This window comes from Mesorhizobium sp. AA22, from assembly GCF_001672375.2.
Classification (GTDB): domain Bacteria; phylum Pseudomonadota; class Alphaproteobacteria; order Rhizobiales; family Rhizobiaceae; genus Mesorhizobium; species Mesorhizobium wenxiniae.
Window position 1 is genome coordinate 1,114,252 of record NZ_CP048406.1, and the last position, 17,736, is coordinate 1,131,987.

A 17,736-nucleotide genomic window follows, 5' to 3' on the forward strand; every position below is an offset into this window, starting at 1 on the left:
GTCATATACGACAATCGGCCCAAGGCCGAAGTTTGCGTTTCGATGCTCGCAGCGTATGGGATCTATGCCTCGCGACTCATATGACCGACAGCAGGCTCGGCCTGATCCATGTGCAAGTCGTTGACAGTGATGTCGAAGCGGCCAAGGGTTTGATTGGCTCGGTCCCCGAAGAGGGCGACTGACCCCTGGTCGCAGTTATCTCGCCTTATCCACCTGCAGCCGAGATGATGGCTTCTCGGTCGGGCTCACCGACGAGCTCGATGCGGATCACCATCCCCGCTCGAGGCGGCTTGCGCAAAGCTTTGGCCCGGTCCGGACCAACGACCAGCAATCGCTTCTCTTCCCAGGCCTGAAGCCGCGATCGCGAGATGCCGAGTTCGCTGGCGAGCAACCGGTCTAGCCGCAGCGCTGTCGGCGTTTCGAGCCCGAGTTGGAGTTCGAGAGCGGTGGTGTTTTCCGGCCTGTCGCCGAGCACCTCCTTGTGAATGGCGGCTTCAGGAAACTCCTCGACGCGCCCGATCCTGCTGCGCAGTGCGGCAACATCGAAGGCATGGCGACGCGCCAGGGCCGGGTCGTTGCTTTCGAGCGCCTGCAGCAACGCAGGCTCGATGTCGCGGCGGTTGCACCGCTCCAGAATGCCGAAATTCCAGGAATTGTCGCAACCGACGCATCGGTAGATCAGCCACGCATCGATGCGTTTGGCGTTGGCGTTGACGCGGAATTTCCCACTGCTGTGGTAAGCCTTGAGGCCGTTGCAGCGGTTGCAATTGATCAGAGGTCGAGGTGCGGTTTTGGGCGCGATCGCGCAGCGGATAAGCAGTATCGAAGACATGCCGAGAAGCCCTTCCCGTCGGGAAGTTCGTCAGATCGGCGATGTCGAGATGCCCATGTGGGCCACGGCGTGGCGAGAGGCTGCGGTGGTCGGAAATCAGGTGTCGCGGGTGGTGAAACGCAACAACGGTTCAGCAGTGCCAAACCGGTCTCGAACCGCCACCCTGAGGAACACATGTATGAAGCAGACGTCGCGAAAACGGCGCCATGCATTGTGTCGGGGGAGTTGACGAGACCGGCGGTTACGTAGGCAAAGTGAAGCTCGAAAATGTGTCGGGACGGAACTTCTAGCCGCGAGAAGTTTGGCCGGCAAGGCTCTTCTCGGTGAGCGCTACCGTTGCCCGGCCAGTTGGGCTAGTCTTGCGTAAGAGCCAACGCCCGAAAACAGAGATATCGGTCATGCACTTCACATCGCTTCTGATCTTCGCCGCCGCCCTGTTCGTCGCCGCCGGCTCGCCCGGCCCCTCGATTGCCGCTCTGGTGGCGCGGGTTATCGCAAAAGGCTTTCGCGATGTGTTTCCGTTCCTGCTCGCCATGTGGATCGGCGAGGGTATCTGGCTGTCGCTGGCGGTGTTTGGGCTGGCGGTGGTGGCGCAGACCTTCCATCTCGCCTTTGTCGTGCTGAAGTGGGTCGGCGTCGCCTATCTCGCCTACCTCGCCTGGAAGATGTGGACGGCGCCGGTCGAGGCGCGCGAGGGCGAGATGCCGCGCGAAGAGTCGGCCGTCAAACTGTTCTTTGCCGGCATGGCGGTGACGCTCGGCAATCCCAAGATCATGATGTTCTATTTGGCGCTGCTGCCGACCATCATCGATCTCGCCTCGGTGACGATCGTCGGCTGGGTCGAGCTGACGGCGACCATGGCCGTGGTTCTGGTCGCCATCGATCTGGCCTGGGTGCTTGCCGCAGCGCAGGCGCGAAAACTGCTGAAGAGCAAGCGGGCGATGAAGATCGCCAACCGCGTCAGCGCCGGCACCATGGCCGGCGCTGCGGCGGCGATCGCGGCGCGGTCCTGAGCATGATCCCGAAAAGTGGAAACCGGTTTTCGGAAAGATCATGCTCAACCAAGCTACGCGTCAGCCCATTTCGATGATGGGCGCGATCTCGATGCTGAAAGCCGGGTCCTTCAGGATAGGACAATCCTTGGCCTTGCTGACGGCATCGTCAATGTCTTTCGCCTCGATGATTGTATAACCGGCGGTTGGATTGCTGCCGCCATTGTTCTCGACCTTGCCGCCAGGCAGCACCGTCTTCGACATGCCGACCGGATTGCCGCCGTCGACTACGGCCGAGCCAAGCTTGCCGTACCAGCCATTCCAGGCCTCCATCGCCGCTTTCCGTTCGGCCTCCTCGGTCGGCATCTTGCCCGAGCCATGATAGACGTAGAGAAATTTCGCCATGGTCTCCTCCTTGATCCAGCGGCATCGAACCGGCATGCGGTCGCGCCGCATTGCGATCATCGGACCAAAACGGCGAACACGCAACGAGAATGCGCGGCAGCTAATATAAAGATCATCACCGCGCCATCGCATGGTATTCATCGTTCGGCCGCATGTCGATTGCCGCCGCCACCCGGTTCGACATGTTGAAGAAGGCGGCGGTCGAGGCGATGTCCCAGATATCGCGATCCGAAAAGCCGGCCTGACGCAGCGCTGCACGATCGGCCTTGACGATCTTGTCCGGCTGCTCGGTCAGCTTCACCGCGAATTCAAGCATCGCCTTCTGTCTCGCGGAAAGATCGGCGGCGCGGAAGTTCATCACCATGATCTCGCCAAAGGCCGGGTCGCCGGAAAGCTGGCGCACCGCCGCGCCATGGGCGGCGAGGCAATAATAGCAATGATTGATGGAGGAGACGGCGACCGCGATCATCTCGCGCTCCAGCTTGGACAGGCCGGATTGCCCAGCATCAGATCGTTGTACATATCGGTGAAGGCACGCAGCTTCGTCTCGTCGAAAGCGTAGGCCAAAAGCACATTGGGAACGATGCCGAGCTTCTCCTCGCATTTGGCGAAATAGGCCTTCGTCGCTTCGCTCAGTTCCGCGGGCGCGAGGTCAAGTGCGGTGATCTTGTCTTTCATGGCGGATTTTCTCCTCATTTTCGGTGACCCACCGGCGAATCCCGACATTTCGTCGCAAGCGGTCAAACCTTTGTCGCCAAATATCGGTCATCTGCTAGCATAGTCGCAAAACATATGACGGGAGGGATTAGCGACATGGCCGGCCTGAAATCTGCAAGCCAGTTGAAAAAGATGAGCACGGCCAAAGGCAGCGAGAAACCCGGCAGGCTTGCCGATTACCTGCTGGCCCGTGCGCCGGCCGAAGATGTCGCCGCCTATGAGGTGACCGCCCTCGAACGCGCCGCCGATCTCGCCGGACGCGCCGTCGCCAGGCACAAGAAAGGCGATTGCCTCGTCGCCATAGAGGTCGATTCCGGTGTCGTGCGCCAAGGCAGGCCGATGACGGTGATCACCGTCGTCAACGACAACATGCCATTCCTGTTCGATTCCGTCCTCGGCGAGATCACCGAGAGCGCCGGCGAACCGCTGCTGGTCACCCACCCGGTCATCGTCGTCAGGCACGGCAAGAGCGGCGTCGACGAGATCCTCGGCGATGGCGGCTTTGCCAAGGGCGATCACAGTCATGAGCGGCTGAGCGTCATCCACGTCCATATCGCCCGTCTTTCGGCCGATCAGGCCGACGCATTGGCCGAGCGGTTGAAGAAAATATTAGGCCAGGTGCGCGCCGCTGTCACCGACTGGAAGCCGATGCTGGCCCGCCTCGACCAGGCAATCTCCGAGTTCCGTTACGCTCCGGTGCCGCTCGACAAGGCCCACGTCGCTGAGGCGATCGCCTTCCTCGAATGGCTACGCGACGACAACTTCACCTTCCTCGGCATGCGCGAGTTCAAATATACCGGCGGCGAGAAGAGCGGCATGCTGGAGCGCACCGAAAAGCCCGGCCTCGGCATCCTCTCCGATCCGGACGTGCTGGTGCTGCGGCGCGGCACCGAAGCGGTGTCGACGACGCCGGAAATCCGCGCCTTCCTGCACGGGCCGGAACCGCTGATCGTCACCAAGGCCAACGCCAAATCGACCGTGCATCGCCGCATCTATCTCGATTACATCGGCGTCAAGACCTACACCGCCAAGGGCGTGCTCGCCGGCGAACTGCGCATTGTCGGCCTGTTCACCTCGACTGCCTACACGCGCTCGGTGATGAAGATCCCTTATCTCAGGTCGAAAGCCGAAACCATCATCGCCAAATCCGGTTTCAACCCTGAAGATCACTCCGGCAAGGCACTGATCAACGTGCTGGAGAGCTATCCGCGCGACGAGTTGTTCCAGGTTCCGGTGCCGATCCTGCGCAAGCACGCCGAAGCCATTTTGGGGCTGATCGAGCGGCCGCGCGTCAGAGCGCTGGTGCGCGCCGATCAGTTCGACCGCTTCGTCTCGATCCTCGTCTTCGTGCCGCGCGACCGCTACGACAGCGTCGTACGCGAGAAGATCGGCACCTATCTGAAGACGGTGTTCCAAGGCCGGCTGTCGGCCTACTACCCCGCCTTTCCGGAAGGCGGGCTGGCGCGTGTCCACTTCATCATCGGCCGTTCCGGCGGCAGGACGCCGAAGATCGACCAGGCGACGATCGAGGCAGCGATCCGCGCCATCGTGCGGACCTGGGACGACATTCTGCGGGAGACCGCGGCCGAGAGCGGCGCCGATGCGGCGCTCACGGCGATCGCCTCGCGCTTCTCGGGAAGCTATCGCGACAGCTTCTCGCCGGCGGAGGCGTTGGCCGATGCCAGGCGCATCGCCAGGATCAGTGCGGCTAACCCGATCGCCATCGACTACTACCGTCATGTCAACCAGGAACCGCATCAGGCGGCGCTGAAGATCTATCACCATGGCAGCCCGGTGGCGCTGTCGCGGCGGGTGCCGGTGCTGGAGAACATCGGTTTCCGCGTGATCAGCGAGCGCACCTTCGAGGTCGGGGACGAGGCTTCCGGCATGGTCTTCATCCACGACATGGAGCTCGAAAACAGCTACGGCAAGCCGATCGACCTTGCCGACCGCGGCGCGCTGTTCGAGGACGCGTTCCTTTCCGTCTGGCGCGGCGAGATCGACAATGACGGCTATAACGGCCTTGCCCAGACCGCCGGCCTGTGGTCGAGCGAGGTCACCATCCTGCGCGCCTATGGCCGCTATCTGCAGCAGGCCGGGATCCCGCAGAGCCAGGATTTCATTGCCGCCGCACTCAACCGCTATCCGGAGATAGCGCGTGGCCTGCATGAGCTGTTCGTCGCCCGCCTCGGACCGACGGCGGAGACGGAAGGGGTGGTCGCGGCCAAGCACCTCAAGGCCAAGATCAGGGATGCGTTGGAAGAGGTTCCCAACATCGATGACGACACCATCATCCGTCGTTACCTCAACCTGATCGAAGCCTCGCTACGCACCAATCATTTCGTTCCCGATACGAAGGAGAAGGGCCAGTCGCTGGCGATCAAGCTCGACTCGCACGCGGTTGACGGTCTGCCGGCGCCGCGGCCGTGGCGGGAGATCTTTGTCTACGGTTCCGAGGTCGAGGGCGTGCATCTGCGCTTCGGCCCGGTCGCCCGCGGCGGCCTGCGCTGGTCGGACCGCGCCCAGGACTACCGCACCGAAGTGCTCGGCCTGGTCAAGGCGCAGCAGGTCAAGAATGCGGTGATCGTGCCGGTCGGCGCCAAGGGCGGTTTCTATCCGAAGAAGCTGCCGATGGGCAGCGGCCGCGACGCCATCTTCGAAGCCGGCGCGTCCGCCTACAAGAACTACGTCTCCAGCCTGTTGTCGATCACTGACAATATCGGCCTGGACGGCGTCATTCCGCCAGCCGATGTGACCAGGCGTGACCAGGATGATCCCTACTTCGTCGTCGCCGCCGACAAAGGCACGGCGACTTTCTCCGACACCGCCAACGCCATCAGCGAGAAGCATGGCTTCTGGCTCGACGACGCCTTCGCCAGCGGCGGCTCGGCCGGCTACGACCATAAGAAGATGGGCATCACCGCCAAGGGCGCCTGGGAAGCAGTCAAGCGGCATTTCCGCGAGATGAACCGCGATATCCAGGCCACACCCTTCACCGTCGTCGGCGTCGGCGACATGTCGGGCGACGTGTTCGGCAACGGCATGCTGCTGTCCGAGCAGACCCGGCTTATCGCCGCCTTCGACCATCGCGACATCTTCATCGATCCCGCTCCAGACATGGCGGCTTCGATGGCCGAGCGCCGGCGCATGTTCGCCCTCGCCCGTTCGAGCTGGCAGGACTACGACAAGACAAAACTGTCCGAAGGCGGCGTCATCGTCTCGCGCAGCCAGAAGTCGATCACGCTGCCGCCGGCCGCGGCCGCGGCGATCGGCCTCGGCAAGACGACCGCCTCGCCGGTCGAGATCATGAATGCCATCCTCAAGGCGCCGGTCGACCTTTTATGGTTCGGCGGCATCGGCACGTATCTGAGGGCATCGACGGAAACCAACCAGGACGTCGGCGATCGCGCCAACGATGCCATCCGGGTGACCGCGCCCGAAGTGCGCGCCAAGGTCATCGGCGAGGGCGCCAATCTCGGCGCGACGCAGCGGGCCCGCATCGAGTTCGGGCTGAATGGCGGGCGCTGCAATTCCGACGCCATCGACAATTCGGGCGGCGTCAACTGCTCCGATGTCGAGGTCAACATCAAGATCGCGCTGGCTCCCGCCATGCGCAAGGGGGCGCTGACCCGCCCAGCGCGCAACAAGCTTCTCGCCGAGATGACCGACGATGTGAGCGCGCTGGTGCTGTCCAACAATTACGAGCAGACGCTGGCGCTGTCCCTTGCCCGCAAGCGCGGCCTTGCCGATATCGCCCATCAGAGCCGTTTCATGGCAGCGCTCGAGGCGCGCGGCCTGCTCGACCGCACTGTCGAAGCTCTGCCGTCGCCGGCAGCCCTTGCCGAGCGCGAGGCGCGCGGCGAGCCGTTGACCAGGGCCGAGCTCGGCGTGCTGTTGGCCTATGCCAAGATCGCGTTGTTTTCCGACATCGTCGCCAGCGACGTGCCGGACGATTCGCATTTCGACCGTGACCTGATGGGCTATTTTCCGGACCGTATGGCGAAGAAATACGCGGCCGAGATCCATGGCCATCGCCTGCGCCGCGAAATCATCGCCCGTGTCGTCGCCAACGATCTGGTCAATCGCGGCGGACCATCCTTCGTCAACAGGCTGCAGGAAGCGACCGGTCGCAGCGCGGCCGACGTGGTCCGGACCTTCGCCGTGGTGCGCGACGGGTTTGGGTTGCCGGCGCTCTATCGCCAGATCGATGCACTCGACAACCAGATCGACGGACAGGTGCAGCTCGACCTTTATCAAGCTGTTAGCCGGCTCACTTATGTGGCCAGCGGCTGGTATCTCAAGAACGATACCAGCACCGCACCGCTCGGCCAGCGGATCGCTGAATTGCTGGACGCGCGCAAGGCACTGGAGCCGAAGCTCGTTTCGCTGCTGCCGGCCTTCTCGCGCGAGCGGATCGAGGAGCGGCGGCATGGTCTGTCCAAGGGCGGCGCGCCCGAAAAACTGGCAGAACAGCTGGCGCTGACCGATGTGGCGGGCGTCGTCCCTGACATCGCGCTGACGGCCCGAACGGCGAACGCCGACATCGTCGTCGCTGCGAAGGCGTTTTTCGCGGTCAGCGATGCCTTCCGCATTCCGCGCGTCGAGGATGCGGCGCGCTCGATCGCGCCGTCCGACTACTACGACCAATTGGCGCTGTCCCGCGCCACCGACACGATCGGCGCGGCCAGGCGCGGCATCGCGGTGGCGGCGCTCACCGGCCACGCCAAGGCGGCGGATCCGGTGACGGCGTGGCTGGAGGCCGGCGGCGAGAGGGTCGGGCGCATCCGCGAGCGGCTGCAGGCGCTGACCGAGGGCGGCGACATCACCGTGTCGCGGCTGTCGGTGGCATCGGGGCTGATCAGCGACCTGACGGTGCTGTGAGAAGCCTTCCAAATCGCGCGCGATTGCCGGCAGGAACTGCGCTATAGAGCGAAGCGGTTCCCCGCTTCGGGGCACCGTTTCGTGGGAGGGGATATGGCCGAAATAGCAGTGCAGCGGACGTCGAGACGCGGCATCTGGGGGTGGATGCTGTTCGACTGGGCGGCGCAGCCGTTTTTCACGGTCATCACCACCTTTATCTTCGGACCCTATTTCGTCTCGCGCATGGCGAGCGATCCCGAAACTGGACAGGCGGCCTGGGGTTACGGCATCGCCGCGGCTGGATTTGCTATCGCCATTTTGTCGCCGGTCCTCGGCTCGATCGCCGACCAGACCGGCCCACGAAAGCCGTGGATCGCGCTCTTCGCCGCGATCAAGATCATCAGTCTTTGCCTTCTGTGGTTCGCTGCTCCCGGTTCGAACCTTTTCCTGGTCGTGCTGTTCTTCTCCCTGGCCTCGGTCGCGGCGGAATTCTCGACCGTCTTCAACGATTCGATGATGCCGCGTCTGGTGCCGAAGAGCGAAATCGGCCGAATCTCGAATATGGCATGGGGCCTTGGCTATCTCGGCGGCATGATCGCGCTGATCTTTGTCGTCGCCTTCATGGCCAGTTCGCCGGAAACCGGCAAGACGATCGTCGGCCTCGACCCGGTCCTCAGGCTCGACCCGAAACTCGGCGAGGACGCACGGGCGACCGGACCCCTGTCGGCGGCATGGTATTTCCTGTTCATCCTGCCAATGTTCTTTTTCACACCGGATGCGGCGAAGGGCATTCCCCTTGGCCCGGCGGTGCGCGAGGGGCTGTCGGAATTGAAATCGACGCTGGGCGAAATACGCAAGCGCAGCGGCATCTTCCGCTTTCTCGTCGCCCGCATGATCTATCAGGATGGCGTCAATGCGTTGCTTGCCCTGGGCGGTGCCTTTGCGGCGGCGATGTTCCACTGGTCGATCACCGAGATCGGCCTGTTCGGCATCCTCCTCAACGTCGTCGCCATCGTCGGCTGCCTGGTTGCCGCACGCCTCGACGTGGCGCTCGGCTCCAAGACCATAGTGATGATTTCGCTTGTCTTGCTCAGCATTGCCACGATCGGCATCGTCTCGACGGGGCCGGGTTACACGCTGTTCGGTGCCTGGATGATGCCCGGAGCCGATAGCGGCGGGTTGTTCGGTACACCCGCCGAAAAAGCCTACATCTTTTTCGGTCTGCTGATCGGGCTTGCCTTTGGGCCGGTGCAGGCATCGTCGCGCTCCTACATGGCGCGCAGCGTCACCGCTGCCGAATCGGGCCGCTATTTCGGCATCTATGCGCTGGCCGGACGGGCGACCAGTTTTGCTGCGCCATTCATGGTGGCCACGATCACCTTAGCCAGCGGCTCGTCGCGGCTAGGCATGGCGGCAATCGTGCTGTTCCTCGGCGTCGGCCTGGCGATCCTGGTCCGCACGCCTTATCCAGCGGACCAGCCGGCAGAGTGAACTGCTCTTCCAGTTCTCCCGTGGGAGAAGGGTGGATCGGCGCGATAGCGCCGAGACGGATGAGGGGTGCTGGAAGAAACGAGACGTGAAAACATCGAGGGATTTGAATCGTTTACGTCTTCATTGTGGCGATCCTGCCAACACCCCTCATCCGACCGAGCTTCGCTCGGCCTCCTTCTTCCGCAAGGGGAGAAGGAGGGGTGCTCAATGCCTGAAATGCCTCACGCCGGTAAACACCATAGCGATGCCGTGGGCGTCGGCGGCGGCGACGACATCGTCGTCGCGCATCGAGCCACCCGGCTGGATGACGGCGGTAGCGCCGGCTTCGATCGCAGACAGCAGCCCGTCGGCAAACGGGAAAAAGGCATCCGAAGCGACGACAGAATTTTTGGTCAGCGGCTCGGCCAGGCCGGCAGCTTCGGCCGCGTCGAGCGCCTTGCGCGCGGCGATGCGCGAGGAATCGACCCGGCTCATCTGGCCGGCGCCGATGCCGACGGTGGCACCGTCTCTGACATAGATAATGGCATTCGACTTGACGTGCTTTGCGATGCGAAAGGCGAATTTGAGATCGGCCATCTCGGCCGGCGTCGGCGCGCGCCTGGTCACCACTTTCAGGTCGAGGTCATCGACCACCGCATTGTCGCGGCCCTGGACGAGCAACCCGCCGGAAACGGATTTCACGGTGGAGCCGGCCGCGCGCGGATCGGGCAGGCCGCCGGTGACAAGCAAGCGCAGATTCTTCTTGGCGGCGACGATGCCGATTGCTTCTTCCGAGGCGCCCGGCGCGATGATGACCTCGGTGAAGGTTTTGACGATCTCTTCGGCGGCCTCGGCATCGAGGGTACGGTTCATCGCGACAATGCCGCCAAAAGCCGAGACAGGGTCGCAGGCAAATGCCTTGGCGTAGGCCGCCTTCAGCGAAGCGCCCTCGGCGACGCCGCACGGGTTGGCGTGCTTGATGATGGCGACAGTGGCGGAGCGGCCTGGATCGAACTCGCCGACCAGTTCGAAGGCGGCGTCGGTGTCGTTGATGTTGTTGTAGGAAAGCTGCTTGCCCTGAAGCTGGCGCGCCGTCGCGACGCCCGGCCGCTTATCGCCATCGACGTAGAAGCCGGCACTCTGGTGCGGGTTTTCGCCGTAGCGCATCACCTGGTCCAGCCTGCCGCCGAAGGCGCGCCAGGTGGGATGCTCGACCTCCAGCGCTTCGGCGAACCAGCCGGAGATCGCCGCATCATAGCTGGCGGTGCGGGCGAAAGCCTTGGCCGCCAGTTTCTTGCGGAAATCCAGCGAGAGCGAGCCGAAATTCATCTCCAGTGCGTTGAGCACCGAGGCATAGTCCTCGGGGTCAGTGACGATGGCGACATAGGCGTGGTTCTTGGCCGAGGCGCGGATCATCGCCGGGCCGCCTATGTCGATGTTCTCGACGATCGAGGCGTAAGCCGCGCCGGAGCGGCGGACATCCTCGAAGGGATAGAGATTGGAGACGACGAGATCGATCGGCTCAATGCCATGATCGCGCATCGCCGCGGCGTGTTCGGGATCGTCGCGCACGCCGAGCAGCGCGCCGTGCACGGACGGATGCAGCGTCTTGACGCGGCCGTCCATGATCTCGGGAAAGCCGGTAAGGTCGGAGACGTCGCGAACGGCCATGCCCGCCTCGGCGATCGCCTTTGCCGTGCCGCCGGTGGAGACCAGCTCGACGCCGGCCGCGGCCAGAGCCCTGGCGAAATCGATGAGCCCGGTCTTGTCGAAGACGGAGAGCAGCGCGCGGCGAACGGGAACGAGGTCAGGCGCGGGAATGTTCTTGGCGGCGACGGCCATGGGCTGGCGGCCTTTCACGGCTGGTTGGGAAAGTGTCCGCGCGCCGTAGCACATGGCGACCGGAAATCAAGCCGTTAGAGCGACGTGCGTTCACTTGGACGCACAGAGTACGCTCTAACACTTTTCGGCCTACACATCGTACTTTCCGAAAATCGTTCCAATTTTCAGGCCGATGCGTTACAGCATCCTTTGCTCCAGGCCTGGATCATTCGCTCCGCTGCCACCTGCAGTCTCAGCTTTTTGCAGGATGACCGGCGATGGCCGTTCGCGTCAGTTGCCAATGGACTTCGGAAACCTCCGATGCCTTGAAGGCCAGCACGATCTGCCGGCTGCGGCGCGGGCCGCCAAGACCGGCGAAATAAATCGATTCCTCGACCTCGGGGGCTACCTCGGTGCAGGTGAACACCCATGTGTCGGCCTGTTCGGCGGTCAGCACCAGGCGGCAGTGCTCGTCCTGGAGCAGGCCTATGTCGGGATGGATGTGGAAGCGTACGGTGACGAAATCGCGGCCGTTGTTGCGGATCGCCGCGCCGCCCCGCCGCAGAAGGCGATCCCTGCCGGCGAGCACATTGCCGTTCGTCGACAATTTCAGTTCGCGCTCATGCAGGAAGCCGAAGCGCGCGACATAGCCGTCGTGGCGAGCCAGAAAACCCTGGCTGCCTTGCTGGTCGGTGCGCTTGCAAAGCACATGCTGCGGGCCGCCGATCAACGGCGTGCCGAGCAGATCGTTGACGCGCAGCGAGTGGCTGAAACGCGCCGACGAGGTGTCGTTGATGGTGGCGGTCGAATGGGCGGCCGTGGTGCGGGCAAGCGGCCGGAATTCGGCGGCGCCATAGGTATCGACGCCGGCGTTGACGACATAGTGGCGGCGGCCGGAAGACAGCTCGAAGGCCAGGCATCCGGCGTGCGCCGCGTTGGAAACATCGATAGGCGGTGGCGGGCCGGTATCGGCGATCACGGTGACGCCGCCGATGGAGAGGCGCTCGTAGCCCGAATGCGGTGCGTGCAGCAACGGCGCGCCGGCGGTGTCGTCGTGGCGCAGAATGGTGGCGATGCGGTCGTGGATGGTCGCGCCCATGCCGTTGAAGCGCGCGAGGCTGCCGTCCTGGTGGCGAAAGAAGCGAAGCGCAGGCAGCATACGGTCGATGGCGCCCATCAGCGCCGCCGGCGGCGTTTCGGCTTGATTGGCATAGGTCTGGCGCAGCGGCAGAAGATCGGCGAGCGTTTCAAGAACGGCCATCGGATTGCGGGAAATATGACCGCCATCCGGCAGAATCTGACGGTCGAGCTCCTCGGCGAGGTTGCGTGTCGCACCACGCAGCGCCGATGGCGGTGCCGGCAGTGACAGAGCGGCGAAGGCAAGCGCGATGCGGGCGCGCAGCCTGTCCTTGCCGTCCGGCATTTCGCGTGCCATCGCCCTGAGATAGCGGATCTGCATGGCCAGCGATTTCAGGAAGGCGCGGTAGAAGGGAAATTCAGCGCCTTGCAGCACCACCGAGGAATGCTGCAGCCAGGCAATGACTCGCTTGGCCGTCGTGCCGGGCTCCCAGGCGACACCGGAAATGTTGCTGCCATGGATAGTGATCCAGTCGGAGACCAGCGCGCGGGCATTGGCTGCGGCAAGCTCAGTGCCGGCGGCGCGCATATGGCGCAGCCAGCGAAAACCGTGCAGCGCCTTTTGCCAGCCGGGATTGGGCACGGCAATCTGGAAGGGCGACTTGCCGCCGGTCTCGACCAGATGCCCCGACAGCGGATAGCGGCCATAATAGATCTCGAGCGCGATCTGTGGGTCGGCCAGGCGCAGGTCCGGCGGAGCGATCAACACCCGTTCCGGCGTGCGGCCGGAGTAGCGCCAGCGATGGAGCGGCCCGGCACGCAGGCGCCGGCGCGTCTTGCGCCAGAACTCCTTCGCGACAAGCGTCCACAGACGCGTCGTGCTGCCGGCGGCGATCGCCAAAAGCCCTCCTCATACCCCTCAACCCGAAGACAAGTTATATGCTTCAAGAACCTATGCGAAGGCGAATTCCATGGAGGCCTTGGCGTTCAGCCTGTTTTCCGCAGGATTCTTCCTAAAATACTCGACAAATTGTCGGCATTAGCCGGCTCTGCGAAAGCGGGCGGCGAAGAAGCCGTCCAGGCCGGACCGTTCCGGTGAGCCGAGCTCCAGATCGGCGGGCGTGGTGCGCAGCGTGCCTTGCGGCGTCAGGAACGGATCAATGCCGGCGATCTCGCCCGGGCGGAGCGGATCGTCGACGATGTCCGCCGTCCCGGCGAGGAAGGCGCGGTAAAGCGCCTCGCCTTCGAGCGGGTCAAGCGAACAGTTGGAAAAGACGATGCGGCCGCCGGGCTTGACCAGGGTGACGGCTCGGGCGAGCAGCCTTCGCTGCAGATCGGCGAGTTTTTCGATGTCGGCCGCTGTCTTCGTCCAGGGCACGTCGGGATGCCGCCGCACCGTGCCGGTCGAAGAGCACGGTGCATCGAGGAGAACGGCGTCGAACAGTTGTTCCGGCTCATATTTGAGCAGATCGGCCTGGACGATCTCTGCGGACAGACCAAGCCGTTCGAGATTCTGCGATAGCCGCGCCAACCGGTTCTTCGAGATATCGACGGCGGTTACATTGGCGCCGCCGAGAATGAGCTGAGCGGTCTTGCCGCCGGGGGCGGCGCAGAGGTCGGCGACGCGCAAACCCTTGATGTCGCCGAAGAGCCGGGCTGGAAGGCTTGCGGCGGCATCCTGAACCCACCAGGCGCCGTCTTCGAAGCCCGGCAATTCGGTGAAGGAGGCGCTGAGCTTTTCCACTCGCACCGTGCCGGTCGGCAGCACGATGCCGCCGAGCCGCTCGGCCCACAGCGCGAGGTCGGACTTGATGGTGAAGTCGACTGGTGCCTCGTGCCGGTGAGCGGCGAGAATTTGCCTGGCCTTGTCGACGCCATAGGCGGCTCTCAGCCGGTCGGAAAACCACTTCGGCGCTTCGTCGGTGGCGGCAAGCGCTGCAGCCAACTCGGCCTGCTTGGACCGCGCCAGCGTGCGCAGCACGCCGTTGACGAGACCGGAGAAGCGCACTGTGCGCGGATCGGATTTGGCGTGGGTCACGGCAAGGTCGACGGCGGCGCTGTCGGGAATGTCGAGGAACAGTATCTGTGCCGCTGCTACATGCAGAATGTGCGAAAGCGCGGTGGCGTTGGGCGGCAGCGGCTTTTCCAGGCGACGGGCCAGCAACCCTGATATGGTCATGCGGAAGCGCAGCGCAGTAACCAGTATGGCGCGCACCAGCGCTCGATCACGCAGGTCGAGCGCCTTGTATTGCGGATGGCCGTTCTCATGGTCGGTCAGTCCGTCTAGCGGCGTCCTCGCATCGATGACGGCGGCAAGCAGCCGTGCCGCCGCCTTGCGCGCGGCGAGACCAGCGACGGGCTCGTCGGGGCTCGCTGCATTATTTTCATGATCGCCTGAAATTCGGTGCCGGCGTTTCGCTTCGCTCACGACCACGGACCCTTGGGTCCGGTCGGATTGCGGCCCCAGGGATTGGATTTCGGCCTGGCCGGTTCAGTCGACTGCTCAGGCTGCTCGGCAGCCCTCTCCCACGGGCCCGACGGACGCTGCCCGTCCGCCTGCCGCGGCATCGGGGCCTGCCGCTGAGCGGGGGCGGATGCCATATCCCGCGCCATCGCCTGCAGCGCCGCGATGCGGTTGTCGGTGCTCGGGTGGGTGGAAAACAGGCTATCCATGCGCTCGCCGGAAAGAGGATTGATGATGAAGAGGTGGGCGGTCGCCGGATTGCGCTCGGCATCCGGGTTGCGGATGCGTTCGGCGCCGCGGGCGATCTTGTCAAGGGCCGAGGCAAGCCAAAGCGGCTGTCCACAGATCTCGGCGCCGCGCCGGTCGGCTTCGTATTCGCGGGTGCGGCTGACCGCCATCTGCACGATCATCGCGGCAAAGGGCGCCACGATCATCGCCACCAGCACGCCAATAATGCCAAAGGAATTGTTGTTGTCGCGGTTGCCGCCGAAAAAGAAGGCGAAATTGCCGAGCATCGAGATCGCGCCGGCGAGCGTGGCGACGATTGTCATGGTCAGCGTGTCGCGGTGCTGCACATGGGCGAGCTCGTGCGCCATGACAGCCGCGACCTCCTCATGCGAAAGTTGCTGCAACAGTCCGGTGGTGGCGGCGACCGCGGCATTCTGCGGGTTGCGACCGGTGGCGAAAGCGTTGGGCTGCGGGTTGTCGATCAGATAGGTTTTCGGCATCGGTAGGCCGGCCTGTCTGGCGAGGCTCTGCACGATGGCGTAATATTCCGGCGCGTTCCTTTCGTCGACCTCGACAGCGCGGTTCATCGACAGCACCATCTTGTCGGCGTTCCAATAGCTGAACAGGTTCATAGCGGCGGCAATCAGCAAGGCAATCACCATGCCGCCCGACCCGCCGATCAGATAGCCGACGCCCATGAACAGCGCCGTCATCGCTGCCAAAAGCATAGCGGTGCGAAGTGTGTTCATTGTCTGCTCCGTTTCTGCCGGCGGTGCGGAAAAATGGTCGATCCTTGTCGGCTCATCGCTATATGATGGGAAACGTGTGGCCCTGTTTCAATCCGCCGGGAAATCGCATGATCGACGAAACCAGTAAAACAGGCGAAGCCAGCAATACAAACGCCGATCCCGGTTACGGCGCGCCGCAAAAGACGCTGACGCCGGCAGCCCGCCGCGCTTTGGCGGAGGCGGAAGCACGGCGCGAACGCTATCGCCAGCAGGAAGCCGCGGTGCCGAAGGAGATCGGCGGCCGTGGCGGCAAGGAACCGGGCCGTTATGGTGACTGGGAGGTCAAGGGCCTGACCAGCGATTTTTAGGCACGACAGGATACCGGAGGGTCAGCAGACCTCGGCGGTGCTCTCCGGCTCAATGGCGATCCAGCCGCGGTCGTCGACAGCAATGCCGATCGCGTCATAACCGGCGATCGCAGCATGCGGCGTTTGCAACGGATGCTGGTGCGTGGCGCTGATCACCACGACCGCAGCACCTGCGGCCTCGGCCGCCGATATGCCGGCGGGCGCATCTTCGAAAACGAGACAGTCGCGCGCATCGACGCCCAGCCGCTCGGCCGCCAGCTGGAAGCAATCGGGGGCCGGTTTGCCGTGGGAAACGTCCTCGGCCGCGACAAGGATGGCGGGAAGCGGGATGCCAGCGGCCGCAATGCGCAGGAGAGCCAGCTCGCGCGGCGCGGATGTGACGATGGCCCAGCGCTCGGGCGGCAGCGACGCCAGAAACGCCGCGGCGCCGGCGATCGGATGGATGCCGTCGATATCGGCCGCCTCTGCCTGCAGAAGCGCATCGGCCTCGCGCATTGGTTCGACGCCTGGAAGCGCCAGCCGAGCGATGGTCTCGATCGCCCGCACGCCGTGAATCGTCGGCAGGAATGCGGCAACGTCGAGACCTTGCCGGCGTGCCCAATCCGCCCAGACCCTTTCTGCGGCGGCAATCGAATTGACCACCGTGCCGTCCATGTCGAACAGGAAGGCTGCGAATTTCTTGCCTGCGAACATCTGCTATCCCGGGAGGTTGTTTCGGAGGGACCAAAAGTCTGTCGATCGACCGTAACGTCCCGTCGGCTGCATGGGAAGGCGCGAGATCGCCTTTTCGACAATACCAGGGAACCACGGCGAGCCGTCTCGCGTTGATCAAACCGCCTTCCACGATGCTCAAAAGCGGGGGAACCGCGATGCTGATTCGGCTCGGCTACGAAATCGCCATCGACTGTGCTGAAGCCACCCCGGTGATTTCGCTGCTCGAGATCCACAAGGAGCGCCAGGCCGACATCAAGCGTCAGACGCGCGTGCTGACCTCGCCTTCCGTCCCAACCCGGCTCTATCACGATCTCTATGGTAACACCTGCCGGCGCTTCACGGCGCCGGGCGGCGGCTTTCGCATTCTTTACGATGCCGTCGTCGAGGACAGCGGCGACACCGACGAGGTCAACCCGCTGGCCAGGCAAGTGCCGGTGGCGGAGTTGCCCGACGACGTGCTCTGCTATCTGCTCGGCAGTCGCTATTGCGAAACCGATCATCTCAGCGATCTGGCCTGGCAGGTTTTCGGGCCTGTTCCATCCGGCTGGGCGCGGGTGCAGGCGATCGTCGACTATGTCCACAACCGCCTGTCGTTCGGTTACGGCTATGCGCGCTCGACCCGCACGGCGGCGCAGGCGCATGAAGAGCGCGTCGGCGTCTGCCGCGACTTCGCTCATCTGGCGATCACGCTCTGCCGCTGCATGAACATCCCTGCCCGCTACGTGAACGGCTATCTCGGCGACATCGGCGTACCGGTCGACCCGGCACCGATGGATTTTTCGGCGTGGCTGGAAGTGTTCCTCGACGGCAAATGGTACACGTTCGACCCCCGCCACAACGTGCCGAGGATCGGCCGCGTCGTCATCGCGCGCGGTCGCGACGCGACCGACGTGCCGCTGCTGCACAGTTTCGGCCCGCACCGGCTCAGCCTGTTCAAGGTCTGGACCTACGAGCAGGAAAGCAATCTGTTCAACCCGCCCCATCGCGGCGTCGATAGGACCGCCAGCGCGCAGATGCTGGCATAGAAACGCAAGCGTGAACGGCGTGCGTCCCGCTGTAA

12 protein-coding genes and 1 pseudogene are annotated in these 17,736 nt (G+C 63.9%); 5 read left to right on the top strand and 8 right to left on the bottom strand.

Features of this window, described 5'->3' with window-relative positions; translation table 11 throughout:
- Window positions 1-205: 205 nt before the first annotated feature.
- A complete protein-coding gene (locus tag A9K68_RS05295) occupies window positions 206-832 on the bottom strand; it encodes a DUF1062 domain-containing protein (protein WP_065011165.1) in 627 nt (208 codons plus the stop codon).
- A 398-nt stretch (window positions 833-1,230) separates the two neighbouring features.
- Between A9K68_RS05295 and A9K68_RS05300 the strand changes: the two genes are divergently transcribed.
- Window positions 1,231-1,845, top strand: a complete 615-nt coding sequence (locus A9K68_RS05300; RefSeq protein WP_065011166.1) for a LysE family translocator — start codon at window positions 1,231-1,233, stop codon at window positions 1,843-1,845.
- Between the two features lie 60 nt (window positions 1,846-1,905).
- Here A9K68_RS05300 and A9K68_RS05305 read toward each other — a convergent pair whose 3' ends face one another.
- A complete protein-coding gene (locus A9K68_RS05305) occupies window positions 1,906-2,229 on the bottom strand; it encodes a YciI family protein (protein ID WP_065011323.1) in 324 nt (107 codons plus the stop codon).
- Between the two features lie 115 nt (window positions 2,230-2,344).
- Window positions 2,345-2,907 (bottom strand): annotated as a pseudogene (locus A9K68_RS05310) (peroxidase-related enzyme).
- Window positions 2,908-3,042: 135 nt separating this feature from the next.
- Here A9K68_RS05310 and A9K68_RS05315 point away from each other — a divergent pair.
- Entirely contained in the window at window positions 3,043-7,827 is a 4,785-nt protein-coding gene (locus tag A9K68_RS05315; protein WP_065011167.1) for an NAD-glutamate dehydrogenase, read from the top strand.
- Window positions 7,828-7,920: 93 nt separating this feature from the next.
- A complete protein-coding gene (locus A9K68_RS05320) occupies window positions 7,921-9,297 on the top strand; it encodes an MFS transporter (protein WP_065011168.1) in 1,377 nt (458 codons plus the stop codon).
- Window positions 9,298-9,501: 204 nt separating this feature from the next.
- On the opposite strand, the gene purH is transcribed toward A9K68_RS05320, so the two are convergent.
- The 4 genes from purH to htpX all read right to left on the bottom strand — a co-directional run bounded on the left by purH (window position 9,502) and on the right by htpX (window position 15,615).
- Window positions 9,502-11,118: a bifunctional phosphoribosylaminoimidazolecarboxamide formyltransferase/IMP cyclohydrolase gene (purH, locus tag A9K68_RS05325; protein WP_065011169.1), complete on the bottom strand. Its 1,617-nt coding sequence runs from the start codon at window positions 11,116-11,118 to the stop codon at window positions 9,502-9,504.
- 232 nt (window positions 11,119-11,350) lie between these two features.
- Window positions 11,351-13,075: a heparinase II/III family protein gene (locus A9K68_RS05330; RefSeq protein WP_065011170.1), complete on the bottom strand. Its 1,725-nt coding sequence runs from the start codon at window positions 13,073-13,075 to the stop codon at window positions 11,351-11,353.
- A gap of 138 nt (window positions 13,076-13,213) precedes the next feature.
- A complete protein-coding gene (locus A9K68_RS05335) occupies window positions 13,214-14,608 on the bottom strand; it encodes an RsmB/NOP family class I SAM-dependent RNA methyltransferase (protein WP_065011171.1) in 1,395 nt (464 codons plus the stop codon).
- A complete protein-coding gene (gene htpX / locus A9K68_RS05340) occupies window positions 14,599-15,615 on the bottom strand; it encodes a zinc metalloprotease HtpX (protein ID WP_065011172.1) in 1,017 nt (338 codons plus the stop codon). The genes A9K68_RS05335 and htpX overlap by 10 nt, the downstream gene beginning before the upstream one ends.
- 107 nt (window positions 15,616-15,722) lie before the next feature.
- Here htpX and A9K68_RS05345 point away from each other — a divergent pair, with 107 nt between their 5' ends.
- Entirely contained in the window at window positions 15,723-15,962 is a 240-nt protein-coding gene (locus A9K68_RS05345) for a DUF1674 domain-containing protein (RefSeq protein WP_065011324.1), read from the top strand.
- Between the two features lie 21 nt (window positions 15,963-15,983).
- On the opposite strand, the gene A9K68_RS05350 is transcribed toward A9K68_RS05345, so the two are convergent.
- The gene (locus tag A9K68_RS05350) at window positions 15,984-16,655 is read right to left on the bottom strand and encodes an HAD-IA family hydrolase (protein WP_065011173.1); all 672 of its coding nucleotides are present in this window, start codon (window positions 16,653-16,655) and stop codon (window positions 15,984-15,986) included.
- Between the two features lie 176 nt (window positions 16,656-16,831).
- On the opposite strand from A9K68_RS05350, the gene A9K68_RS05355 reads away from it, so the two are divergent.
- The gene (locus tag A9K68_RS05355; RefSeq protein WP_065011325.1) at window positions 16,832-17,701 is read left to right on the top strand and encodes a transglutaminase family protein; all 870 of its coding nucleotides are present in this window, start codon (window positions 16,832-16,834) and stop codon (window positions 17,699-17,701) included.
- Window positions 17,702-17,736 lie beyond the last annotated feature (35 nt).